Annotated in this window: 18 protein-coding genes; 13 read left to right on the forward strand and 5 right to left on the reverse strand. The window is 43.2% G+C overall.

Annotation, left to right across the window (positions count from 1 at the left end; translation table 11 throughout):
* From HF888_RS07055 to HF888_RS07080, 6 genes are all read left to right on the forward strand, one after another.
* The gene (locus HF888_RS07055; protein WP_007017616.1) at window positions 1-1,260 is read left to right on the forward strand and encodes a hypothetical protein; all 1,260 of its coding nucleotides are present in this window, start codon (window positions 1-3) and stop codon (window positions 1,258-1,260) included.
* Window positions 1,261-1,393: 133 nt separating this feature from the next.
* On the forward strand, window positions 1,394-2,026 hold the full coding sequence (locus HF888_RS07060; RefSeq protein ID WP_007017617.1) for a TetR/AcrR family transcriptional regulator: 633 nt from the start codon (window positions 1,394-1,396) through the stop codon (window positions 2,024-2,026).
* A 30-nt stretch (window positions 2,027-2,056) separates the two neighbouring features.
* Window positions 2,057-2,539, forward strand: coding sequence for a L,D-transpeptidase (locus HF888_RS07065; protein ID WP_007017618.1), 483 nt, complete (start codon window positions 2,057-2,059; stop codon window positions 2,537-2,539).
* 12 nt (window positions 2,540-2,551) lie between these two features.
* A complete protein-coding gene (gene nagZ / locus HF888_RS07070; protein WP_007017619.1) occupies window positions 2,552-3,556 on the forward strand; it encodes a beta-N-acetylhexosaminidase in 1,005 nt (334 codons plus the stop codon).
* Complete coding sequence (locus HF888_RS07075) at window positions 3,546-4,631, forward strand: mechanosensitive ion channel family protein (protein ID WP_007017620.1); 1,086 nt, start codon at window positions 3,546-3,548, stop codon at window positions 4,629-4,631. The genes nagZ and HF888_RS07075 overlap by 11 nt, the downstream gene beginning before the upstream one ends.
* Window positions 4,628-5,368 carry an S-methyl-5'-thioinosine phosphorylase gene (locus HF888_RS07080; RefSeq protein WP_007017621.1) on the forward strand — a complete coding sequence of 247 codons (741 nt, stop codon included), beginning with the start codon at window positions 4,628-4,630 and terminating at the stop codon, window positions 5,366-5,368. The genes HF888_RS07075 and HF888_RS07080 overlap by 4 nt, the downstream gene beginning before the upstream one ends.
* On the opposite strand, the gene HF888_RS07085 is transcribed toward HF888_RS07080, so the two are convergent.
* On the reverse strand, window positions 5,365-6,129 hold the full coding sequence (locus HF888_RS07085) for a CsiV family protein (protein WP_007017622.1): 765 nt from the start codon (window positions 6,127-6,129) through the stop codon (window positions 5,365-5,367). The two genes, HF888_RS07080 and HF888_RS07085, sit on opposite strands and share 4 nt — an antisense overlap.
* Window positions 6,129-9,560, reverse strand: coding sequence for a transcription-repair coupling factor (gene mfd / locus HF888_RS07090; protein WP_007017623.1), 3,432 nt, complete (start codon window positions 9,558-9,560; stop codon window positions 6,129-6,131). Before mfd ends, HF888_RS07085 begins: the two co-directional genes overlap by 1 nt.
* A gap of 196 nt (window positions 9,561-9,756) precedes the next feature.
* Here mfd and HF888_RS07095 point away from each other — a divergent pair, with 196 nt between their 5' ends.
* The 7 genes from HF888_RS07095 (at window position 9,757) to nqrF (ending at window position 17,361) form a co-directional block, all read left to right on the forward strand.
* The gene (locus HF888_RS07095; protein WP_007017624.1) at window positions 9,757-11,208 is read left to right on the forward strand and encodes a glyceraldehyde-3-phosphate dehydrogenase; all 1,452 of its coding nucleotides are present in this window, start codon (window positions 9,757-9,759) and stop codon (window positions 11,206-11,208) included.
* 296 nt (window positions 11,209-11,504) lie between these two features.
* Window positions 11,505-12,836, forward strand: a complete 1,332-nt coding sequence (locus tag HF888_RS07100; protein WP_007017625.1) for a Na(+)-translocating NADH-quinone reductase subunit A — start codon at window positions 11,505-11,507, stop codon at window positions 12,834-12,836.
* Window positions 12,837-12,838: 2 nt separating this feature from the next.
* The gene (locus HF888_RS07105; protein ID WP_007017626.1) at window positions 12,839-14,047 is read left to right on the forward strand and encodes an NADH:ubiquinone reductase (Na(+)-transporting) subunit B; all 1,209 of its coding nucleotides are present in this window, start codon (window positions 12,839-12,841) and stop codon (window positions 14,045-14,047) included.
* Window positions 14,037-14,840, forward strand: coding sequence for a Na(+)-translocating NADH-quinone reductase subunit C (locus tag HF888_RS07110; protein ID WP_007017627.1), 804 nt, complete (start codon window positions 14,037-14,039; stop codon window positions 14,838-14,840). Before HF888_RS07105 ends, HF888_RS07110 begins: the two co-directional genes overlap by 11 nt.
* 2 nt (window positions 14,841-14,842) lie before the next feature.
* Window positions 14,843-15,502 carry an NADH:ubiquinone reductase (Na(+)-transporting) subunit D gene (locus HF888_RS07115; RefSeq protein ID WP_007017628.1) on the forward strand — a complete coding sequence of 220 codons (660 nt, stop codon included), beginning with the start codon at window positions 14,843-14,845 and terminating at the stop codon, window positions 15,500-15,502.
* A complete protein-coding gene (nqrE, locus tag HF888_RS07120; RefSeq protein WP_007017629.1) occupies window positions 15,502-16,110 on the forward strand; it encodes an NADH:ubiquinone reductase (Na(+)-transporting) subunit E in 609 nt (202 codons plus the stop codon). Before HF888_RS07115 ends, nqrE begins: the two co-directional genes overlap by 1 nt.
* A 15-nt stretch (window positions 16,111-16,125) precedes the next feature.
* Window positions 16,126-17,361 carry an NADH:ubiquinone reductase (Na(+)-transporting) subunit F gene (gene nqrF, locus HF888_RS07125; RefSeq protein ID WP_007017630.1) on the forward strand — a complete coding sequence of 412 codons (1,236 nt, stop codon included), beginning with the start codon at window positions 16,126-16,128 and terminating at the stop codon, window positions 17,359-17,361.
* Between the two features lie 303 nt (window positions 17,362-17,664).
* Here the strand turns inward: nqrF and HF888_RS07130 are convergent, their stop codons facing one another.
* The 3 genes from HF888_RS07130 to HF888_RS07140 are packed head-to-tail and all read right to left on the reverse strand — an operon-like array spanning window position 17,665 to window position 24,637.
* Window positions 17,665-19,050 carry a hypothetical protein gene (locus HF888_RS07130; protein WP_007017631.1) on the reverse strand — a complete coding sequence of 462 codons (1,386 nt, stop codon included), beginning with the start codon at window positions 19,048-19,050 and terminating at the stop codon, window positions 17,665-17,667.
* Window positions 19,051-19,065: 15 nt separating this feature from the next.
* Complete coding sequence (locus tag HF888_RS07135; protein ID WP_007017632.1) at window positions 19,066-22,908, reverse strand: beta strand repeat-containing protein; 3,843 nt, start codon at window positions 22,906-22,908, stop codon at window positions 19,066-19,068.
* A gap of 1 nt (window position 22,909) precedes the next feature.
* The gene (locus HF888_RS07140) at window positions 22,910-24,637 is read right to left on the reverse strand and encodes a ShlB/FhaC/HecB family hemolysin secretion/activation protein (protein ID WP_007017633.1); all 1,728 of its coding nucleotides are present in this window, start codon (window positions 24,635-24,637) and stop codon (window positions 22,910-22,912) included.
* Between the last annotated feature and the right edge of the window lie 147 nt (window positions 24,638-24,784).

Raw genomic sequence — 24,784 nt, forward strand, 5'->3', positions numbered from 1 at the left:
ATGAGCATGTGTGTTGGTAAAAGTGCAATTGCCATGGTGTTACTGGTAACAACCAGTGTGACTCAAGCCCGAACCGATGTGTTAGGTCAGGTCGATTATGAACTGACGGCCTACGCAGAAGATGCGACCTATGGTCCTGATGCAGGTTTGAAGAACAGCGTCGCACTGCGCGGCGAGGTTTATCAGGATTGGGATGATGGTTATCAATCTATAACCTTCAAACCTTTTTATCGCTGGGATGAAAACGATGAAGAGCGTACCCATGGCGATATTCGAGAACTCATTTGGCACAAGGTTGGCTTAGGCTATGAACTGAAAGCGGGCATTGGCAAGGTGTTCTGGGGCGTGACCGAGTCAGCGCACTTAGTGGATATCATCAACCAAACGGATCTGGTGGAAAGCATTGATGGTGAGCAAAAGCTGGGTCAGCCGATGATTCAGTTATTGTTAGAGCGTGATTGGGGTAACCTAGATCTATTTGTGTTGCCCTATCAGCGTGAACGTACTTTACCCGGCCAAGACGGACGTTTGTCAGGTGGCTTAGCCTATGACGATACTCAATACGAAAGTGATCAAGAGCAGTCCCATGTTGCGGTCGCAGGTCGATATTACACCTACATCGATCAACTGGAATATGCATTCAGTGTATTTCATGGGACGTCCAGAGAACCTGTATTGGGCGTGAGTCAGCTCAGCGGAAATGTGGTGCCGTATTACCCGCTCATTAATCAGCTTGGTTTAGAAGTGCAGTACTTGGACGAAGGCTGGGCTTGGAAATTAGAAAGCATCTATCGCGATGGTATGCCGGAGTACTCAATTGAGCAGTTCGGTCAAAGATTGGCAGTGCTACAAACACCAAGTGGGTTGCAAGTCGCGGATGACGAAGCTTATTGGTCCAGTGTGGCAGGTTTTGAATACACTCAAGTTGGTGTATTTGATAGTCGGATAGACCTCGGCTGGGTGGCGGAGCATTTATATGACTCACGCCAGGCAAAAGCTAGCTTATCGGCGTTTGAACATGATGTATTACTCGGTACTCGTTGGTCATTCAATGATGCGGAAGAGAGTACATTGCTTGTCGGCATGCTTTACGATTATGAGTATCAAGACTATGGATTGAGTCTTGAAGGCAGTACGCGCCTTGATAATCGCTTATCGGTAGATGTGGAGGCGAGGGTGTTTGCTCCCAGTAGTCAGAATCCTCAGTTCGGCCTGCGCGATGACGATTTCATCGAAATCACGCTTCAGTACTATTTTTAGTAGTATCTTGTAACTGGCTCATGGATGAGCCATATTTAAATCGTTTATTTACTTATATTCATGATCAGAATAATTGACATGGTTGATTTCAGAACGTATGTTTAAAACAATCGTTTGAATTAAAGATCTAGCCATGGCACAAAGTGATACAGTAACACGCATACTCGACGCCGCAGAAGAGCTGTTCGCAGAGCAGGGCTTTGCTGAGACGTCTCTCCGCACGATTACCGCAAAAGCCGATGTTAATTTGGCTGCAGTGAACTACCACTTCGGCTCAAAAAAAGCCCTAATCCAAGCAGTGTTTGCACGCTTTGTTACGCCGTTTAGCCGTCTGGTGGAGAGTAGTCTTGACCTTCACGCGAAGCAGAATCCAGACACCGTGTTGACCGTGGAAGAAATTCTGAAGTTTGTTGCTCGGGCCATTACCAATGTTACTCAAGGTGATCGTCGTCGAGTGGCTATTTTTATGCGACTTCTAGGGCTGGCTTATAATCAGGGTCAAGGCCACTTGCGTAAATTCCTGCAGAATGAATATCGAGGTATGTATCGACGTGTTATGGCGCTTATTGCCGAGGCAACGCCGGATCTTCAACCTGTAGAACGCTTTTGGCGCTTCCACTTTATGTTAGGTGCTGCCGCTTTCACGTTGTCGAGCATGGAAAATTTACGTGCCATCGTTGAGCATGACTTTAATACGGAATGTACAGAAGAAGACGTAATTAACTATTTGATGCCTTTCCTTGCTGCGGGTATTCAGGCAAAGTAGGGCCTTTATAAAATTGTTAAAGGTCTACTCGTGCGCGAGATTTGTATTAGTATTGCCAATCAAACGCTGACAACTATTGAAAACGGCGAGACTATCAAGGTCTTCTCTGTTTCTACTGCTCTAAATGGTCCCGGTGAGCAAAACGGAACAGGGCAGACTCCTACCGGTTCTCATTATGTTCGTGCCAAAATCGGTGGTGACCAGCCAAAGTGCTCTGTGTTCCGTGGTCGCCGTCCTACCGGCGAAATTTATTCTGATGATCTTGCAAAAGCGTATCCAAAACGAGATTGGATCCTGAGTCGAATTCTATGGTTATGTGGCAAGGAAGTCGGTAAGAATCGTTTAGGTAACGTTGATACTATGGCGCGCTATATATACATCCATGGAACTCCGGATACTGAAGCTATGGGTCAAGCCCTTAGCCATGGTTGTATTCGTATGCGTAACGACGATGTGATTGAACTCTTTGATTGGGCACCCATCCAATGCCCAGTTTTAATAACAAAAGAATAAGACCTACTCTTAATGAAAGCGTGTTTAATAACTGACATAGAAACCCATTCACTCAGTGAAGATGAACGAACATGGTTAAGTCATTCCTATCTGGCTGGTATCATTTTGTTTACCCGTCACTTCGAAAGTAAAACGCAATTAAAGACTTTGATTAGTGAGATCAAAGCCATCAATCCTAAGTTATTAATAACAGTTGATCACGAAGGAGGGCGAGTACAGCGTTTTCGTGATGGTTTTACGCGAGTGCCCGCAATGGGGCGCTTAGGTAAGCTATATCAAGAAGACTCAGCAAGAGCGAATCAACTTGCTTTTGATTCAGCTGTCGTATTGTGTTGTGAACTGCTTGATATAGGCATTGATCTAACCTACGCACCCGTATTAGACATTGATTATCAACGCAATCAAGTTGTCGGTGATAGAGGGTTTGCACACACCAAAGAAGCTATAGTGGATCTAGCATCTCATTTTATCGACGGTGTGAAATCGATTGGTTTTCCTTCAGTGGCAAAACACTTTCCTGGTCACGGCTGGGTAACACAAGACAGTCACGTTTCTTGTCCAGTAGATGAGCGCAGCTTTGAAGAAATCAAAAGTAACGACTTGTGGGTGTTTGATCACTTAATGCCTAAAATTGATTGGATTATGCCAGCCCATGTGGTTTATGAGAGAGTAGACGAACAACCTGCAGGTTTCTCCAAACATTGGGTTACAAATATTCTTCGTAATGATATGGGATTTCAAGGTCCGGTAGTGAGTGATGATTTATCGATGGAAGGCGCAGCGCAAACGGGCGGCTATGCATCACGAGCGAAGGCTGCATTGGATGCCGGTTGTAATGTGATGCTTGCATGTAATTCATCAGTGGCACCCAAAGAGATATTGGAATTTTTATCTCATAGCGAGTATGAGCGTTTGGATTTGAGTGAGTATCAATCTAAACCACAAAAAATGATTTTGGATATGCCTGTATACCAGCAGGCCTTAGCACGCATAATGGAGTTTAATCATGAGCTTTGATTACCAATATTGGTTGGGGATTTGGTGGATAGAATCGATCGCGATAGCGGTAGTGGGCTTGCTCGCCTATTTTGTGATTAGTTTAATTATTGATCGTTTAAAAGCAAAAGCGGAAAAAACCCGTATTCAATTTGATGATGCGGTGATAGAGGCTGTGCAATCGCCGATTAGTTGGGGTGTATTGTTTACTACAGCTTGGATTATTTTAAGTAAAGTGCAAAACCACTTTGAAAGTATTGTACTGCCAAGTCAGCAGAATACTTTTACGATTGTTTATTCTGCGTTGTTCTGCTGGTTTATGCTGAGTCTGATTCGTATTCGTGAGAATCAAATTTGGAAAGGTCAGGTTGAGACAAAGGCAGACAAAACGACGATTAGCGGTATTTTTAAAGTATTACGTCTCATCGTTATTATTCTTACTTTGTTAGTAGTGTTTCAAACACTGGGTGTATCCATTAGTGGTATTGTTGCTTTTGGTGGTGTAGGTGGTGCTGCTGTCGCCTTTGCTGCGCGCGACATGTTGGCCAATTTTTTTGGTGGCTTAATGGTCTTTTTAGATAAGCCGTTTTCAGTAGGTGATTGGATCCGCTCTCCTGATCAAAATATTGAAGGTTCTGTTGAGAACATTGGGTGGCGTATTACAAAGATTCGCACGTTTGATCTTCGTCCCTTATATGTTCCAAATTCCGTTTTTACTAATATCAGTATTGAAAATCCACAGCGAATGTTGCACCGCAGAATCTACGAAAAGGTCGGTATTCGCTATAAGGATTTCTCTCAAATCAAAGCTATCTGTGATGATGTCGAAGCTATGCTAAACGAGCACGAAGACATTAACGATCAGCAAACACTAATGGTTAACTTTAATCAGTTTGCGGCATCCTCTTTGGAGTTCTTTATATATTGCTTTACCCATACCAAACATTGGGAGACGTATCACAAGGTTAAGCAAGACGTGCTAATCAAGGTGGGAGAGATCATCCAGAAACATGAGGCTGAAATAGCGTTTCCAACGCACACTGTGCATATGGAGACACCACAGTTTGCCGGTTTGAACGATGAGGCTCCTCAATGACCTTGACAGCAATTATTGGTGGAACGGGCTTAAATCATATACCTGAGCTTGAGGATAAACTCGAGTTGTCCGTCGCCACAGAACTAGGCGAAGTGAATGTAGTAAAAGCCACATGGCAAGGGTGCCCTGTGGTATTTTTAGCGCGTCATGGTAACCCACATAAAATTCCACCGCATAAAATAAATTATCGGGCAAACTTACTCGCTCTGGAGCAGCTCAATGTGACGCAAATTATTGCCGTGAATGCTGTTGGTGGTATTCATGAAGCTATGGGTCCTGAGACTATTTGTCTGCCAGATCAAATAATTGATTATACACACGGTCGCGAAGCGACGTTCTTTGATGGTGAATTTAGGGCGCTGGATCATATTGATTTCAGTCATCCTTATTCTTCGGCTATGCGTGAGAAGCTGTTAATGGCCTCTCAAATCGCAAATATAGATGTATTTTCTCAAGGTGTTTATGGCGCCACTCAGGGTCCGCGTCTAGAGACGGCTGCTGAAATTCGCAGTATGCGTGAAGATGGTTGTGATGTAGTGGGAATGACGGGAATGCCAGAAGCCGCCTTAGCGAGGGAGTTGAATATTCCCTATGCGTCTGTTTGCTTAATTGTAAACTGGGGTGCGGGTATGACGCAGACTCCCATCACGATGAATGAGATTAAGGCGGTGCTTGAATCAGGTATGCATAGGGTGCGTAACCTGGTTCAAACGTTTTTATCCATGTCGCTTCATTAAATACGAGAATTTAATACGGACTGATTACTACCCTCTGTGTTCTTTAACGTCTCTTCGGCATCTGTTTCTTCAGATGCTGATTTCTTCAGTGGATTAGTTACAGGAATTGCTCGCATAATGACGCCCAACTTGGGATGGTCAAGGTAGTGGATTTCACCGCTTCGCATGCGTCTGCTTTGAGAAAAACTAAGTGTCTCTTCGATGCTTTTGGCATCTTCCCCCAAATACTGTACTTGGAATAATCCATGTAGATAGCGTGTCACATGTAAACGAAATAGACCTTTTAAACGGGGAGTTTGCATGTGTGTTGCGGAGCTTTCGAGATATATTGGCGTGCTATGAGGTTTGTCATATACAGGTTGAGACCACTGTAAATTTATCAATACAGGTTGCTGCACAGGGTCTAAACGATCGACAATATTTTGCCAATCTTCACTGATATTCTGTTTAACGAACGCGTGATTGTTCACGGCTTCTTGGTGCAAGGCGAGAGGACTGTTGACCCCAGAATTGCTAATGGCCACTTGATTGCCATCGTGGAGTTGCATTATGGAACCCATATCCAGTTCGACCGGCTTGAAAGAAAATTCCTCGTCCAAGGTCGCATCTGATTTCTGTTGAAATAGCGTAATATTGACTTGGTACCAGCGCGCATTCTCTACCGACTCTTGCTCATCTTCCGCATGAGAAAAAGGAGTGCCGAGCGTCAATAAGGCCGTGCTTAGATAAGCAACTAGAGTTCGCATATACAACTGAGTCATTATGACTTTCCTGATAATAATGTAAGCACTTCTGCCACTTGCTTGAAGCGAGATTCAGCATCTGGCATATCAAAATAAAATTTCAAAGCGTTCGCGCCATCCAACTTAAAACTTGCTGGTTTGGTTTGTACCATGCGAACCATGGTATAGGGATCAATCTTGGTATCACTACCAAATTCAATTCGCCCAGCTGATTCTCCCGCATCCAGCTTCACAATGCCAAGTTTATCAAGCTCAAATTTTAATTCGGTCACACGGAATAAGAATTTTACTTGCTCTGGCAGTAGGCCGAAGCGATCAATCATCTCAACTTGCAGCTCTTTGAGATCTTCTTCGTTTTTAGCGTTGCTGATGCGCTTATATAAAATGAGACGGTTGTGGACGTCGGGCAAGTAGTCATCAGGAATCAGTGCTGGAATGCGTAAATTAATTTCTGCACCTGTCTCAACAGGACTATCAAGGCTGAGCTCCTTGCCTTGTTTGATTGCCTCTACGGCACGCTCTAATAATTCCATATATAGGCTAAAGCCCACGTTTTGAATGTGACCGCTTTGCTCTTCACCTAAGAGTTCACCAGCACCGCGGATTTCCAAGTCATGGGTGGCAAGCATAAAGCCTGCCCCCAAGTCTTGCGCGTGCGATATTGCGTCCAAGCGTTTCTCGGCGTCCTTGGTGATTTTCTTTTCGATAGGCGTCATCAAATACGCGTAAGCTTGATGATGGCTGCGGCCTACGCGACCACGCAACTGGTGAAGCTGGGCTAAACCAAACTTATCGGCACGCTCAAGTACAATGGTGTTTGCATTGGGCACATCGATGCCAGTTTCAACAATGGTCGTACAGACTAAAACATTAAAGCGCTTATGATAAAAGTCGCTCATGACGCTCTCGAGCTGTCGCTCAGTCATTTGCCCATGTGCTACGCCAATGCGCGCATCGGGTATGAGTTTGGCCAAATCTTCAGCGGTTTTTTCAATGGTTTTAACTTCGTTATGAAGGTAATAGACTTGACCGCCTCGCAATATTTCACGTAGCACAGCTTCTTTTACTAGGTTTTCATCCCATTTTTTTACAAACGTTTTAACAGCCAAACGTCGAGCAGGCGGGGTGGCAATTATTGAAAGATCGCGAACACCTGACATGGCCATATTCAGTGTTCTAGGTATTGGCGTTGCGGTCATGGTAAGTATGTCCACGTCCGCACGAAGAGCTTTAATGCGTTCTTTTTGCTGCACGCCAAAGCGGTGCTCCTCGTCGATGATTAGTAAGCCAAGGTCTTTAAATTTCACATCTTTTTGCAGTAGCTTATGCGTACCAACAACAATATCTGTTGTACCGTCTTCGAGGCCTTTTAAGGCGGCTGTTTTGTTGGCACCCGTTTTAAAACGAGAAATACCCTCTACTTTGATAGGCCAATCCGCGAAGCGATCGCGAAAAGTTTCAAAATGCTGTTGAGCAAGCAGGGTGGTGGGCACGAGAACGGCTACTTGCTTGCCATTTTGTGCTGCCAAAAACGCTGCACGAAGAGCGACCTCAGTTTTACCAAAACCTACATCACCACATACCAAGCGGTCCATAGGGTTTGCTTTCATCATGTCGGTAACAACGGCATTGATGGCTTGCTTTTGGTCTGCGGTTTCTTCAAATGGGAAGTCGGCAGCGAACAGTTCGTATTCGTCACGCGGGTAACTGAAACCATGGCCTGGTTTCGCTTCGCGTTTGGCATATACCTCTAAAAGCTCCGCCGCTGTATCTCGAATTTTCTCTAAAGCTTTGCGACGTTGAGCACTCCATTTATCTGTGCCTAGTTTGTGTAGCGGAGCTATTTCTGTATCAGCTCCACTGTAGCGGCTGATTAAATGAAGGGATGCTACAGGGACATAAAGTTTGGCACCGCCAGCGTATTCTAAGGTGACGAATTCGTTTATTTCTCCACCGGCGTCAAGGGTTTCAAGACCTCTATAGCGACCAACACCATGGTCAATATGCACGACGGCCGCACCCGGAGTCAGTTCGGTAAGATTGCGAATAACATTTTCGCTTTGGTCTTTTTCTTGTTTTTGGCGTCGGCTTTGGCGAATACGTTCACCAAAAAGCGCGTTTTCGCTAACTAGCCAAAGATTTTGATCATGGCAGAAAAAGCTGTCTTCCAGTGGCGCCGTCGTAATGGCCACTTCGAATTCGTTTTCAATAATGTCTTGCCATTCATCGATGACTTGCGGGGATACTTTTATCCTCTGCAAAAGCTCAATTAGTGCTTCACGTCGGCCGGCACTTTCGACACTGAAGACCACTGACTGATGGGTTTCATTTAAGAACTGCTCTAGTTTGGCCAGTGGTCTTTCTTTTTTATGGTCGACTTGAATGGATGGAAGTTCTGGGCTTGAGTAGTTTTCTTTGCCTTGTGCTTCTTCTACCGTGTTTGCGCTAAAACGTACACGGCCCAAGTCTTTGAATTTGGCAAAGATATCATTGTCATTTAGGTAGATTTCTTTCGGCGCGAGAACCGGCTGGCGAATGTCATGACGGCGATCTTCGTAGCGATTTTCGATATCTTGCCAGTTGTGCTGAATTTGGTCTTGCAAACTATCGGGGAAGATAACTTGTGTTTGCTGCGGCAAATAGTCAAATAGCGTTGCGGTTTCATCGAAAAACAGGGGCATATAATATTCGATGCCACCTGGAGCAATTTGCTTAATAACATCCGTGTAGAGAGGGCTCTCTTTAGGATCGCTGTCAAAGAACTCAAACCAGCGACTTTTGAAGCAGCGAATACCGGGTTTATCGAGCGGTACTTCTTTCGCTGGCAGTAGTTCGATTTTGTCAGTGGTTTCGGTGGAGCGTTGTGTTTCTGGATTGAACCAGCGAATACTTTCTATCTCGTCGTCAAACAGCTCAATACGAAAAGGTGTTTCAGACCCCATGGGAAAAATATCGAGTATTGCACCACGCACACAGAATTCGCCATGTTCATAAACCCCGTCCACGCTTTGATAACCAGCTGATACCAACTGCTGTCTCAGCTTATCCATATCTAGGGTCTCGCCAACGCTTAAGCTGAAGCTGTGGCCGAGAATATAGCTCACGGGTGGTAAGCGTAACTGTAATGAAAGTGCCGGAATGACGGCGATAGCGCGCTCAGATTTAGGTAGATTGGCAAGAGTGCTTAGTCGTTCACTGATAATATCTTGATGAGGCGAAAAATAGTCATATGGAAGTGTTTCCCAATCTGGCAGGCTGATGACATCGCCATTGAAGAAATAGCTAATTTCTTCCGTAAGTCGTTGGCTCTCGCCACTACTGTTGGTTATAACAAGTGTCAGCCCTTTGTATTGGCTTGCGCTAACAGCTAGCTGATGGGCTAGCGCGCTGCCTTTAATATTTCCCCAGGTTTTTAGATCACCTGCATGTAATGGCGGGGTAAGGGACATGGTAATCCTTGCTGTCTCTACTAGATCAAAGACGCGCTAGTTTACTCAAAGGGGAGTGAGCTGTTAAGGGGGTTCAATTGTTGGATGTGAAGCCCCGTGTTTCCTGCCATTAAAATGAAACAATCATTGAGATTCATTGCTTTTGTCGGCATAATACCGCCCAATTTTTTGACCTAAAAGTTTGAGGGTATTATCCGTGAGTCAAGATGTTCGTGAAGCTTGCTTGAATGACTGGAAATTGCGTGAAGAAACCGCTGAAGCCATGATTCCGCTGGTTGGTGGTCTATACCGCAAGAACAATGTTGTGTTGTCGGTATACGGTCGTCCAATCATCAATCGCTCTGTGATTGATATCATCAAGGCTCACCGTTTTGTGCGTCAGGTAGAGAAAGAAGAGCTATCTGTGCAAGACACATTGCCAGTATTGAAAGTACTTGTAGATTGTGGAGTGGCAAACTGTCATATCGACATCGGTAAAATGGCAATCCAGTTCCGCGAAGAAGGTCAGGGTCAATCACTAGACGATTTTGTTAAAGGCCAACTAGAGCAAGTAGTTGAGCAAGCCAAATCTGCTCAAGACGGAAAAGACGTTGTATTGTACGGTTTTGGTCGTATCGGTCGCCTTTTGGCTCGTATCATGGTTGAGAAAGCCGGTGGCGGTCAGAGCATGCGCCTACGTGCAATCGTCGTACGTAAAGGCAAGGGCAACGATCTAATGAAACGTGCTAGCTTGCTTCGTCGTGATTCTATCCACGGTTCTTTCAAGGGTACTATTCAGGTAGATGAAGAAAATACTGCTCTGATTGTTAATGGTACCTACATTCAGATTATCTATGCTAATAGCCCAAGCGAAATTGATTACACGCAATATGGCATTAATGACGCGTTAGTGATCGACAATACGGGTGTATGGCGTGACGCTGAAGGCCTAGGCCAGCATGCGGCTTGTAAAGGTGTTGCTAAAGTGTTGTTAACAGCGCCTGGTAAAGGTGATCTGAAAAACATCGTATACGGTGTTAACCACGGTGACATCGAAGAGTCAGACAATATCTTGTCGGCTGCATCTTGTACTACGAACGCCATTACGCCTGTTCTTAAAGCGCTTAATGATGAGTACGGTATTGAAGGTGGTCACGTTGAAACGGTTCACTCTTATACGAACGATCAAAATCTGATTGATAACTACCACAAAGGCGATCGTCGTGGTCGAGCTGCTGCTCTTAATATGGTTATCACTGAAACAGGTGCAGCGAAAGCGGTATCTAAGGCGCTGCCAGAGCTAGAAGGCAAGTTGACTGGTAACGCGATCCGAGTTCCAACGCCAAATGTATCGATGGCGATTCTGTCACTTACGCTAAATAAAGAAGTTAGCAAAGATGATTTGAATGACTATCTGCGTGAAGTGTCTTTGCACTCTTCTCTGCAGAAGCAAATCGATTACGTTCACAGCCCAGAAGTAGTATCGAGCGATTTTGTTGGTAATCGTTGTGCCGGTATCGTAGATGGCGAAGCGACTATTGTTAGTGGTAACCGCGTTAACGTCTATGTATGGTATGACAACGAGTACGGCTACAGCCGCCAAGTAGTTCGCATTGCGCAGCAATTGTGCAATGTTTACTACCCAACCTATCCATGGGTTGAAAAATAAACAAGACATAAGCCGCTGATAAAACAGCGGCTTTTTTGTTTGTTCGAAAAATAAGCATAATATAGAGCTATGGCTATACTGTTCTCCATTAGTTGGTGAATTTGCGGGTTATTGCTAGTCACTTCTGAAACAGATCATTATACTAGCGCCAAGTTTTATAAGAGCTTTTACTCGAGCTTCTAACTGTCTGAAAAATAAGCAAAAACTCGCTTTTGACAAGGTAATGGCCTAAGTTTAGGACGTACTGCGCCAAAGGGCGGGTTTTGATAATTTTAAACTGTGATTAGGCAAGGCATATGATCAAAATCAAAAAAGGTCTAGACCTGCCAATATCCGGGGCACCAGAGCAGAACATTACCGATGGTAATGAGGTCTCCCGGGTTGCATTGGTAGGGTACGACTACGTGGGAATGAAACCCACCATGCTTGTGCAGGTGGGGGACAAGGTGAAAAAGGGGCAAGTGCTCTTCACCGACAAGAAAACGGAAGGTGTCCAATACACTGCACCCGTCAGTGGTGAGGTGAAGGAAATCAACCGTGGAGCTCGTCGTGTTTTCGAATCTCTAGTGATTGAAAAACAGGGTAGCGATGAGGTTGAGTTCAACAAGTACAGCACTGAACAAATCGCAAATCTAAGTGCTGAAGAAGTACAGAAGCAGCTTGTTGAATCTGGTGAGTGGACTGCAATTCGCACTCGTCCGTTTTCAAAGGTTCCTGCGTTAGACAGTAAGCCGAGTTCTATTTTTGTTGCTGCTGTGGATACTAATCCATTAGCTGCGGATCCTGCACTTGTGATCAAAGAGCAGCAGCAAGCCTTTAACGACGGTTTGGCTGTACTTTCTCGTTTTAGCGATAAGCTGTTCGTGACCAAAGCAGCGGGCTCTAACCTAGAAGCGAAGGGCGCTCAGCTAGTAGACGTCGACGGTCCACACCCAGCTGGTCTTGTGGGTACAGCGATCCATTTCCTAGACCCTGTTAGTGCTACAAAAACAGTATGGAATGTTGGTTATCAAGATGTGATTGCCATCGGTAAGTTGTTTACTGAAGGTAAGATCTACAGTCAGCGAGTTGTTGCTGTTGCAGGTCCACAAGTTGAAAAACCTCGTTTAGTTCGTACTCAAATGGGTGCTGATCTCACTGAATTGCTGAAAGGTGAGTTAAAAGAGGGTGAGAACCGAGTTATCTCTGGTTCTGTATTTGGTGGTCGTACTGCTCAAGACTCTTTAGCATTCTTGGGTCGCTATGCTAACCAAGTCTCTGTTCTGTTAGAAGGTCGCGAGCGTCACATGTTGCACTACCTACGTGCAGGCGCAGATCGTCACTCTGTTAAAAACATTTACCTATCGAAGCTTTTGCCTAAGCGTTTATTAGATTTCACTACATCAACAAACGGTAGTGAGCGTGCAATGGTGCCGATCGGTTTGTACGAAAAAGTCATGCCGCTTGATATTTTGCCTACACAATTGCTACGTGCATTGATTGTAGAAGATATGGAAAGCGCGATTAATTTGGGTGCCTTAGAATTGGACGAGGAAGACTTGGCGCTATGTACTTATGTATGTAGTGGTAAGTATGAATACGGCCCAATTTTGCGTGGCAACCTTGAACGTATTGAGAAAGAGGCGTAATCATGGGTTTAAGAGCATTTTTAGACAGCCTCGAGCCCCATTTTACTAAAGGGGGTAAGTTCGAGAAGATGTATCCGCTTTATGAAGCGATTGATACAGGCTTGTATTCACCACCATCTGTTACCAATAATTCTGCTCACGTACGTGATGGTATCGACCTTAAACGCATCATGATCACTGTGTGGTTGTGCTGTTTCCCAGCTATGTTCTTTGGTATGTGGAACATTGGTTATCAAGCTAACATGGCGATGGACTCCATGGGTCTTACCGAGCTTGAAGGCTGGCGTGGTGCTATCGTAAGCGCAATCGCGGGTTATGATGTCAATAGCATCTGGGACAACATTATATATGGTGCAACTTTCTTCCTACCGATATACATCGTTACCTTTGTGGTTGGTGGCTTCTGGGAAGTATTGTTTGCTACGGTTCGTAAGCACGAAGTTAACGAAGGTTTCTTCGTAACGTCTATTTTGTTTGCGTTAATCTGTCCACCAAGCATTCCTCTATGGCAAGTAGCCTTGGGTATCAGTTTCGGTATCGTGATTGGTAAAGAAATCTTCGGTGGTACTGGTAAAAACTTCTTGAACCCAGCATTGACTGGTCGAGCGTTCCTATTCTTCGCATACCCAGCACAAATTTCTGGTGATGCTGTATGGACAGCGGTAGATGGTTTCTCTGGTGCAACACCGCTAAGTAACTTCTACACAGGTGGTCTTGACGCGGTTCTGGCTTCTGGCGTGACTTGGAGTGACGCGTTCTTTGGTTTCATCCAGGGTTCGGTAGGTGAGACTTCAACACTGGCAATTTTGCTTGGTGGTTCCGTACTGTTGGTGATGGGGATTGCTTCTTGGCGTATCGTTGCTGGCGTGATGATTGGTATGGTGGCGCTGTCCTCTCTGTTCAATTTGATTGGTTCAACGACAAATCCAATGTTTGCTATGCCTTGGTACTGGCATTTGGTAGTTGGCGGTTTTGCGTTCGGTATGATTTTCATGGCCACAGACCCTGTATCCGCCTCAATGACCAATAAAGGCAAGTTCTTCTTTGGTGCGTTAATTGGCGTCATGGTAGTGTTGATTCGAGTGGTTAACCCAGCATTCCCTGAGGGTATGATGTTGGCAATTCTGTTTGCAAACTTATTTGCACCATTGATTGACCACTTTGTTGTACAAGCAAATATCAAGCGGAGGATGGCTCGCAATGTCGGCTAATAACGATAGCATTAAGAAAACCATTACGGTTGCGGTGCTTTTGTGTCTTGTTTGCTCAGTCATCGTATCCGGTGCCGCGGTTTCGTTGAAACCGAAGCAAGTACAAAACAAGCTCGTAGATAAGAAGAAAAACATCTTGGCAGCAGCAGGCTTGTTGCAAGATGGTATGTCTGTTGAAGAACAGTTCAAGCAAGTAACGACGCGTATCGTTAATCTTGAAACAGGTGAGTATGCCACTGAAGCAGAGCTAGAAGAGCTGGCTGCGGCTGGTTATCCAAAGGCGCGTTTTGATCAGCGTAAGCTTGCTAATGATCCAAGCTTCAGCGATAAACTAAGCAAAAAAGACGACCCTGCTGGTATTAAGCGTAAAGAAGACTATGCAGCGGTTTACTTGATTGAAAAAGAAGGTCAGGTTGATCGCATTATTCTTCCGGTCCATGGTGCAGGTCTTTGGTCTACGCTATACGGCTTCGTGGCCCTTGAAGGGAATGCTAAAACCATCGCAGGTTTAGGCTTCTACGCTCATGCAGAAACGCCGGGGCTAGGTGGTGAAGTTGATAATCCATCTTGGAAAGCTCAGTGGGAAGGTAAAAAGATTCATGACGATCAAGGTGATGTTGCAATCGACGTCGTGAAAGGCACTGTTAATCCTTCTAGTCCAAATGCTGAGAACCAAGTAGACGGCTTGTCTGGCGCAACCCTAACGTCTAATGGTGTAGAGAACTTGATGCGTTACTGGTTAGGTAAGCAAGGCTTTGCTACTTATTTGAACAAATTTGAGCAAGGGGCATAATCATGTCAGTAAAAGAAATAGTTGCTGAACCGATTTTTAAAAACAATCCCATTGCGGTTCAGATTTTGGGTGTGTGTTCTGCTCTAGCAGTAACCACAAGTCTAAGTGTGACATTGGTTATGTGTTTAGCACTGACCTCTGTTACGGCTTTCTCCAACTTGGCGGTTTCGTCAATTCGTAATCATATTCCAGGCAATATTCGTATTATCGTACAGATGACGATTATCGCTTCCTTGGTAATCGTAGTAGACCAAGTACTGAAAGCCTTTGCCTATGAAATCAGCAAGCAGTTGTCAGTATTCGTTGGTCTGATCATTACTAACTGTATTGTTATGGGTCGTGCTGAAGCGTTTGCGATGAAAAACCCACCGGGTTTGAGCTTCATTGACGGTATCGGTAACGGTCTAGGATACTCTGTTGTACTAATCGTTGTAGCAACGATCCGTGAACTATTCGGTTCTGGTTCTTTGTTCGGTTTCGAAGTACTTCCTCTTGTGACTAATGGCGGCTGGTACTACAGCAATGGTCTTCTATTGTTGCCACCAAGTGCGTTCTTCATTATTGGTTTGTTCATTTGGACGTCTCGTACGTTTATTCCTGAGCAAGTTGAAGAGCCTGATTTCAAAATTCAGCCTAATACTGTGACGTCGGGGGCCCACTAATGGAACAGATGATCTCCTTATTCGTTAAGGCCGTATTTGTAGAAAATATGGCACTGGCCTTCTTCTTAGGGATGTGTACTTTCTTGGCTATATCCAAGAAGATTCAGACGTCTTTAGGCTTGGGCATCGCGGTAATTGTTGTTTTGACAATTACTGTGCCTGTAAACAACCTGATCTATACCTACTTACTAAAAGAAGGTGCATTGGCTTGGGCAGGTCTACCTAATGTGGATCTAAGCTTCCTTGGTCTATTGAGCTACATCGGCGTAATCGCTGCGATCGTACAAATCTTAGAAATGTTCTTGGATAAGTATGTACCTGCACTGTATAACGCATTGGGTGTGTTCTTACCATTGATCACGGTTAACTGTGCAATCTTGGGTGCGTCCTTGTTCATGGTTGAGCGTGATTACCAGTTAGGTGAGTCTGTTGTATACGGACTTGGTGCTGGTGTGGGTTGGGCACTTGCGATTACAGCCTTGGCCGGTATTCGTGAAAAACTGAAGTACAGTGACGTACCTAAAGGCCTTGAAGGTTTGGGTATTACCTTTATGACCGTAGGCCTAATGTCACTTGGCTTCATGTCATTCTCCGGCGTATCTCTATAAGGATGGTGACAAGAAATGGGTGAATATACAGAGATTATTTTAGGCGTAGCCATGTTTACCGCTGTGGTGCTTGCACTGGTAGCGGTGATCCTTGGTGCGCGTTCAAAATTGGTTAGCACTGGCGAAGTCACCATCGAGATTAACGGTGACCCAGAAAAGACCATTAAAACTCAAGCGGGTGGTAAGCTCCTTAACACCTTGGCAAACAATGGCGTTTTCCTATCATCTGCTTGTGGCGGTGGTGGTACCTGTGCTCAGTGTTCTTGCCAAATCTTCGAAGGCGGTGGCTCTATGCTGCCAACAGAAGAATCGCACTTCACTAAGCGTGATGCTCGTGAAGGCTGGCGTTTGTCTTGTCAGGTGCCAGTTAAGCAAGATATGAAGATCGAAGTAGAAGACGAAGTCTTCGGCGTTAAAAAGTGGGAATGTACTGTTGAGTCTAACCCGAACGTTGCGACCTTCATCAAAGAGCTTACTTTGCGTTTGCCTGAAGGGGAAAACGTAGACTTCCGTGCCGGTGGTTACGTTCAGCTTGAATCTCCACCGTTCGAAGTAAACTTCTCTGATTTCGACATCGAAGAAGAATACCGCGGTGATTGGGAGCGTTTTAACTTCTTTGATCTGAAGACTGTCAGCAAGGAAAATGTGATCCGCGCTTACTCAATGGCGAACTACCCAGAAGAGAAGGGCGTGGTTAAGTTCAATATCCGTATTGCAACGCCACCTCCAGGTCTTAAGAACGTTCAACCAGGTATCATGTCTTCATATGTGTTCAACATGAAGCCAGGTGACAAAGTAACGGTTTATGGCCCGTTTGGTGAGTTCTTCGCAAAAGACACTGATGCAGAAATGGTATTCATCGGTGGTGGTGCTGGTATGGCGCCAATGCGTTCGCACATCTTCGACCAACTTAAGCGTCTTAAGTCTGATCGTAAGATCAGCTTCTGGTATGGTGCACGTTCACTTCGTGAACTGTTCTACCAAGATGAATACGACGCTCTAGCTGAAGAGTTTGAAAACTTTACTTGGCACGTAGCCATGTCAGACCCTCAGCCAGAAGATAACTGGGATGGTTTAACTGGGTTTATCCATAACGTATTGTATGAACAGTACCTGAAGGATCACCCAGCGCCTGAAGATTGTGAGTTCTACATGTGTGGACCACCAATCATGAACCAATCGGTTATCAAGATGCTAGAAGACTTGGGTGTGGAGCCTGAGAACATCATGCTTGATGACTTCGGTGGCTAGTCTATAGTTCCAAATAAAAACCCGCTGGTGGCGACACTAGCGGGTTTTTTGTTTTTAATGGTGTCAATATAGGAAATTAAAAACCTGAGATTGAGTCATGCGTTTCAAGTGTGTTCGAACGTACTTAGGATCGTATAGTGAGCTCATGCAAAAAAGGGCTGAACCATCGCTCAAGCAACTTAAAGAGACTGACTATATTCCAATAGTCGTGATCCCCGACGCGCAAAGCGTTAAAGTCGGGGCTTTATTTCTATTTGTTGTTTAATAGCTATTAAAGTTAGGTATTAGCCGCTATTTGATAGGCTAGACTCTATTACCTGCTATATAAGTGGCGACTTTATTTCCTGACTTTATGTCAAAAATGTCGGTGGCACATGCGCTAAAAGCCCCTTTGTAGTTTACTATTAACAAATCTTGCGTGCTTGATATCTGTAGGTCTGTACATTCAAGATGATTCATGCGATCGACATAGTGATAATGTTTACTTATATCGGCTTTCCATAGTCTTTTAAGTTGGCTGTTAAACAGAGATAGTTGATCATGATCACTCTGATTAATACGGGTCTTGTGCGTTACTATGATGTTGGAGTTTGTTGTATAAACAATATCTGGGTCAATAATAGGTTCTGAAGTGAGTTTTTTACTGTTTTTATAAGTATAAAGTTGTCTCACTCTATGGTGTTTTCCGCGTATTTGTTCAGAGTTTGTTCGTTTATTATAAGGCGATTTCGTTACATCCTCGTTTCCGATACTCACTTCAATCTGACTGCCAAATTGATCCGTTAGCTTGTATTTATACGGTGAAGCAGTTCTGGTGACCTCAGCAACGTTTGAAAAAGATGGCTCCTTCTTTTTCGCCAATGCATCGAAATGGATGATTTCTTTAGAGAGTGTATTTGTATCAATTCTTATTAAGTTGTCTTTACTTGTCAGAATCAACTCGTTTTTACTCAATACATATGTATCAGAAAAACTGTGGGTGATATCAGTCTCTTCATATACACGCTTCCCTTCAGGTGTTTCAGCATAGATGGTAAGCTTTTGAGCGGAAAGTCGTTCAAAGTTTTTCCCTTCTTTAACGTACTGATTGGCACCACGTTCAGTCAGAAATCCTTGCCAGATGATATTGCCGTACTGGTGATGCTTGGTTATGGACAATGGCTTGTAAAACTTTTCACTTGTCAGCGCTTTTGAGAAGTCAAACTTCAAGACGTCTACAATGTTTTTGTCTTTATCGTAGTGAATAGCGCCTATTAGGAGAACACTAGGTAAAAAGTACATCCAAAAGGCGGGCTTTATTTTAGCTTTTCGGTGTTTTTCAAGAAGGGCCGATATATAGCCCTTGTTAGAAGCTTTTTGGATTTTTTTTGCGGAATTATGATAGTGGAATACGTTACCAACGATCATTAATGTAGGTAAGAATAGTAGTGATCCTAAAACCAACAGCCAAAAAATACTGATTTCATAATAAACACCATCAATAGGCCCCATGTAGTAATCAAAATAGGTTGCGCTTTGGCCAGGCTTATATGAACTAGAGTACGAGTCATATTCCAAGCCTGTCTGTATTAACCAGCTGATTGGCTCCAATACAATGGTCGGTATCGTGACCGAAAGTATGATGATACCAATTGATGATATGAAGAAAATCCCGAATAGGGTTGCTAAATATTCTCTTAGTTTGTTCATATATAGGTGCTGATTTTACTTTCCGAAGTAGCCAAGGCGCCAGCCGTCACGGCCATAATACAGATTTGGCGTTGAGCTTGGGCGTTGAATCTTTTTGATTTTTTCTTCGCCGACTGTTTGCCAGCTGAAGTGATCAATAAGTCCAAGCGTAGTTTCGTATTGAGGTTCGATGTAGGCATTCAACGATGATAGCTGTAGCTGGTTGTATGCATCTATAATTGCGATGTCGTTACTGGAAGAGCTATCAAAAACTCGACTTGAGCTGTTAGTAGGAGCATCAGCAAGGTTGGCAATATAGATGTTGCCGTCCGATTCGGCATTGATGGCCCCTGTACCTTTGTAGTCAATGACAATGGGGGAGGCGACTGACTCCCCAATACCGAGTTTGCCTAGCAGAGTCAATTCTGATGTGGTGATATTAATTGAAGTTGAGTCGTCACTTATATAGTCATCAATGATATTCTTAATCGATCCTACCTTCGATTCTATCCAGATGCTTTCTCCGGCATACAGCTGTGCCAGATCTATGTTTCCTGTTTCAGAAACCAGTGACATACTACCGTTTTCAGTTATAAGACTTGAATCAGCACTCATGGTGATATCGGCTAAAGTGTTTATGTTTATATCTAAACCTGTGGTTCTTAGGTCGCTATTTAGTGTTAGGTTTGCTGCTGATATATCAATGCTGCCTACCAAGTTGATATCATTAGTAAGGGTGAGATCTGAGCCGGTATAGATAGACAGGTTCTGAAGGGCAATATTATCTCCTATAGTGCCTAGAGATATTTGATCACTGTAAATCGTCAAACTGTAAGTGCCATCAATAAAGGTATCTGTTAGATCTACATTTAAAGGCGTTTCTTCAGAGCCTATTATTAAGTCTTTGAATAATGTCACAGAGCTGACGTTGGCAAAATTGTAAGCATTCTCTGGTTTGCTTAGATTCCAATCCCCATGGATAGATAAGTTATTGGTATCACCAATGATTAAATCGCTAGCGTTAATCTCACCTAAACTTAAATCCCCTGAACCTGTGTCAAATGCTGCTGTGCCATCTGTTTTAATGGTTACACCAGATAAATCTAAGTTATAGTTATCGGTGTTATAGGTAACCCCGCTTGGCATTGTCCAAGTCCAGTCTCCAAGAATGGATAGACCTTGGGTACCAGCTATATTGGGCACTACCATGTTATCTTCGGCGTCAATTATAAAGTTCAAAGTGCCATTGTGATCATCGCTTGGACTAGAAATTGTTAGTGAAGCAAGAGCTTCTAGGCTACCCATGTCGTATAAGTATATGCTCGGGTTACTGAGCTTAAATGTTACATTTTCAGTACCATTAAACTGACTGACACTTGAACCAAAGCTATCATCTTGATTTTGGTATTTTAATGTAGCACCGTCATAAGCTTTTCGATCAAATAAATTTATATTTCCACTAAGAGATATATCATCCACGACGTAAATAGAATCAATGTTGAAGTCTAAATCTTCACTTGCTGTTATGTTTCCATGCAGGTTGCTTGTCGTACTTGAACCATCAGAATAGTGATCCATGAATATATTTTTTCCGTTTAGCTCACCAATCTCACTCGTATCTGCATTGATATCTATGGTTCCCTCTGATTTTAAACCTGAAGATTGGATATCTAGGGAAGGGGATTCAAATGTAATTCCGCCAATATTTGTAATGTTCTCTAGTCTTGATATTCTGATTGAAGAAGGCGCAATGTATTCACCCTCAAGCTGATGTGAGCCATTTCCATTTATATTGCCGCTATTGATGAGTATGTTTTTTGCGGAGTCAATACCGTTTAGAGATATTGATCCTGATGTTGTATTGATATTCACATCTTGATTGGCCGCATCGAAAAGCGATGATAGATAAACAGAGCCTGATGTTGTAGTAATATTAATAGCACTATCACTTTGGTATTCGATTGAATCCGAATCGATCGAAAAGCTTCCAGATTCCATTATGTAATCAGTACCGAATAAGTACGTAGATGTAAAACCTGTTGTGGTAAGGCTATTTGTATCTATATTATAGATTTCTGCAGTCGATGATAAACCCGATTGCGCAAATAAGGACAAGCCATAGAATTCCGAACTAATAGAAGTATTCTTAGTTGAAAATTGCTTAATGCCTGAAAGCTCGAAATCTGAACCAAGGGTTATCTTAGCAATACCTGCTGAGTTAACGTTAACGTTAAAATTAGAAGATGAGAGTGAACCACCAATATTAAGCCCGGAGCTTTGATCATCTAGATAGAACACAAGGCTTTTAAATTTAAAGCCAGTCTCAGAAGATACCTTATTTAATGATAGACTCTTATAAGTATTGTCAGTATTTCCAAATATAAGGTTATATGAGCTATTGTTTTCTGAGGAAAAATGGCTGTTGTTTAAATTAATGTTGTCACCAAGGATAGTGAGATCGCCACCGAGAGTTACACCTATTTCGTTTTCTCCGTTTAAAGTATTTTTAGTTAGATTGAAATTAGTAATCGTTCCATAGTTTCCAGATATATTCAGATTATCTGTAAAGATAGTTAAATAATCAATTGCCTCGCTACCTGTACTGATACCATGCAGAGTCATGTTTTGTGATCTCAGTGTTACGTTGTCAGGAGTGCTTAGCCCTGAGAATCCAATATTGCCTTCGATGGTAAGTTGGTCCAAAGCATTTATTGAGAACTGACCGTCAGAAGTGTTGATGTTTAGGTTACCATTTATATAAAGCTCATTTGTGTTGATACTTTTAGAGTCAGTAAGAGTATTCGTATTTATGACTAACTTATCCAAGCCTCCACTGCCTCCAAGGCGGCTAGGTATATAGTTCGCTTGATCATCGTAAGAAACTGAAACTTCACTTATGTTGTTTGTGGCTCCGACGCCACTTGATAATATAAGACTTAGATCACTACCAAAAATATTGTTTTCAATGACTATATTTCCAGCGGTTTGTAACTCGAAACGACTTATTGTTGATCCATTGAAGTTTTGGCTTGTCTCCAGTCTGATATCCTCATTTGAAGCTAGAATGATATCAGATGCTTTAAACGTCTCTGGTATACGAACTGCACTACTGAGGATAGTATTCAGGCTGTTTTGATTGATAATAATCTTGCTGTTCTCACCTGTTAATTCGACTTTGGTACCATTGTTTATGGTTATATTTTCTTGTGTATTAGTTAATGCGCTACTATCTATTGCAAAGCCAGTAGGCAATCCAGCAATCTGGATAGTCCCGCTTTGCAATCCACTAGCGGTATGGAAGTAGGCATTTCCTTGCCCCAAGTTGATTTCAGAATCTTCCGTATCAGTATCGAAAGTCATATTAGGACTATAAAATGCTATGTACTGATTCGACTCACCAGTATTAAAGCCTTGAATGTCAATATTGCCGGTACTATCCCCAGAAATGGTCAGCTGGTCGTCGCTTCCATTAAGAGTAGTTGTAAAGGTCGATGCTAAGAACCCAGCCGTATTGATGTTCGTACTATTATTGAAAACAAACCCATTTGTATTAACAAGGTAGACGTGGCCATTGGCATTGATGGTTCCGAACACTTTTGAAGCACTTGTTTGAGCTATTTGGTTTACCACTACGGAATTGGTGCTGAGCTGATTAAAAGTGACAGACTCGTCCCTATCGAGATTGAAACTATCCCATTGTAAGGTCTCATACTCACTTGCTGTCACATTAACGATTGTATCCTTTCCAACAGCAGTCACATCTGCGTTACCGGACTTAAAACTGGGTTCTGCAAATACCGTGTGTGAACTACTTAAAGCTGCTGCAATAACAAAAGAAAGTGGCGCTAATCGAAACTGAGGTTGCAATTTATAAGTCATGTTAAAAACCTCGATCAAAATTAAATAGAATTTCAAATTCGTTGGAGCTCGATTCACCTGCGTCTTTTAGCGGTATAGCCACTTCGATCTTGCTACTGAATTTACCTTCTTTTAGGAACTGCGCATAACCACCAATAGATGTCATTTCAACCTCTGATTCTGTATCTAAGTTAGGCTCTAAGCGTACGCCTTTGCCATGATCGATAAACGCAGCGAGTTTTAAATTACTAATGGGTAGCGAGAACTTGGTCGCATTTGCTTTTCCTGAAACTTCGAGCGTATAGATAAGGGACTGGTCTCCGCTGAAATCTGAGCTTTTGTATCCCCGTACCGCATGGGCACCACCGACGTTTGATAATTCCGATGAAATTAAAAGGTCATCGGTATACTGCCAGCGAACTTTGCCTAACAACTGGTATGGACCTATTTGTTGGTTTCTGAGGAATAGAGCATTGAGCTTGGTGAAATCCATTGGGGCAAATCTATTGTTAATTCCACGACGACTTATATTGGAATCATCGTTTTCATAAGCGCCTGCTACGCCAGGGAGTCCTTGATGGTATTCAAATTGGATACCATTAACGGCAGGGGAGGACCAATAATCATTCCATTGAGTATTTAAGCTCCAAGTAATGATGGATAGCTTGTCCTCTATCTGCGGTCTTTCGTTTTGATAGCTTGTTGCTACCTTTTTGCTGAGGGTGAGACCTGTCTTTAGCTGAAAGTCATTGTGAAGATAGATGGGTTTAGTGATTCGAAAATAAGTCGATTCAGCTTCGCCGCGAATGTTAGCCTTTTCGAAGTCGCCACCCACATCATATTGTGATTCTTGATAGCCGACTTCTGTAAAAAATCCATGTCTGAAGAAACTCTTTAACCATGGTGTGTCAAAGTAGGGTGACCATCGAAGGCGATAGGATAAGCCCCAGTAAACACTATTGGTCGGATCTATGGTGGCCAATAGATTGAGCATCAAGCGGTCTGCTTGGTCGGCTAAATTATAGAGTTCTCCGGTGAAAGTTGCGCGCATAGACCCTGTGTAATCACTTCCGTAATTGTCAAAGCGAAAGTTAAAATCTGAGATCTTTTCTTCTTGTACAAAGATATCGATTTGCGTATTGCCAATTTCATTGCCTTCTCTGAAGCGAGACTTAACGCTGACACCTGGATATTGGTTGAGCTCGATAAGTGATGATTCGAGAGAAGCCACAGTAATAGGTTGTCCAAGGATTTCTTTGAATGGTCGGGCGAGACGAGTATCAGAATAGTGCTCTTGATTAAAGGTAGAGACTTTCTCCAATCGTCCATAAACAATATCAAAACTTAATGTATTGTCCTTAATGGCTTGCTTGGGAAAGAAGACTTTGGCGAGTATAAATCCCTTGCTACGATAATAGTTTGTAATATCGTCACTAAGCAAAGTTAGTCGATCAATGGTATAGCGCTTATTATTGTCTTTTTGATGCTTTTCAATAATTTCTAGAATGAAGTCAGCGTCAATGGAATCGGGTTTTTGCTCCAGGAGTTTATCAATTGAAAAATTTTGGATAGTGACGATAGGATTGTCACCTTGCCTATTGGAGCTTTGAATATCCTTTTTCTCGAATAGAGTAGAGTCATTACTCTGGAAATAGTGATCAATAGAATCGCTATAACTTGTCGATGAAAATAAAGCGACAAACGGAATAACAAGCAAATAAAACGATTTGCTTTGATACCAATATTTCACAATTGAAATCCTACTTAATATTTATAGACAGCAGGAAACTGAGGGAAGCTTGAAGTGAGAAAGAATGAATCCATATTCCTTGGATTATTTCAGCTACTATTCAGTATTCCTTGCTGATCAGTCTTGAATTTGCTATCAATAGCGCGC

The organism is Bermanella marisrubri, assembly GCF_012295615.1.
Taxonomy (GTDB): Bacteria; Pseudomonadota; Gammaproteobacteria; order Pseudomonadales; family Oceanobacteraceae; genus Bermanella; species Bermanella marisrubri.

Excerpts from the sequence above, each read along its gene's own strand:
- HF888_RS07110 (WP_007017627.1), top strand. The coding sequence starts at position 14,037 with ATGTCGGCTAATAACGATAGCATTAAGAAAACCATTACGGTTGCGGTG.
- HF888_RS07130 (WP_007017631.1), bottom strand. The coding sequence starts at position 19,050 with ATGAACAAACTAAGAGAATATTTAGCAACCCTATTCGGGATTTTCTTC.
- HF888_RS07055 (WP_007017616.1), top strand. The coding sequence starts at position 1 with ATGAGCATGTGTGTTGGTAAAAGTGCAATTGCCATGGTGTTACTGGTA.
- mfd (WP_007017623.1), bottom strand. The coding sequence starts at position 9,560 with ATGTCCCTTACCCCGCCATTACATGCAGGTGATCTAAAAACCTGGGGA.
- nqrE (WP_007017629.1), top strand. The coding sequence starts at position 15,502 with ATGGAACAGATGATCTCCTTATTCGTTAAGGCCGTATTTGTAGAAAAT.
- HF888_RS07075 (WP_007017620.1), top strand. The coding sequence starts at position 3,546 with ATGAGCTTTGATTACCAATATTGGTTGGGGATTTGGTGGATAGAATCG.
- HF888_RS07060 (WP_007017617.1), top strand. The coding sequence starts at position 1,394 with ATGGCACAAAGTGATACAGTAACACGCATACTCGACGCCGCAGAAGAG.
- HF888_RS07085 (WP_007017622.1), bottom strand. The coding sequence starts at position 6,129 with ATGACTCAGTTGTATATGCGAACTCTAGTTGCTTATCTAAGCACGGCC.
- HF888_RS07080 (WP_007017621.1), top strand. The coding sequence starts at position 4,628 with ATGACCTTGACAGCAATTATTGGTGGAACGGGCTTAAATCATATACCT.
- HF888_RS07100 (WP_007017625.1), top strand. The coding sequence starts at position 11,505 with ATGATCAAAATCAAAAAAGGTCTAGACCTGCCAATATCCGGGGCACCA.
- HF888_RS07135 (WP_007017632.1), bottom strand. The coding sequence starts at position 22,908 with ATGACTTATAAATTGCAACCTCAGTTTCGATTAGCGCCACTTTCTTTT.
- nqrF (WP_007017630.1), top strand. The coding sequence starts at position 16,126 with ATGGGTGAATATACAGAGATTATTTTAGGCGTAGCCATGTTTACCGCT.
- HF888_RS07105 (WP_007017626.1), top strand. The coding sequence starts at position 12,839 with ATGGGTTTAAGAGCATTTTTAGACAGCCTCGAGCCCCATTTTACTAAA.
- nagZ (WP_007017619.1), top strand. The coding sequence starts at position 2,552 with ATGAAAGCGTGTTTAATAACTGACATAGAAACCCATTCACTCAGTGAA.
- HF888_RS07115 (WP_007017628.1), top strand. The coding sequence starts at position 14,843 with ATGTCAGTAAAAGAAATAGTTGCTGAACCGATTTTTAAAAACAATCCC.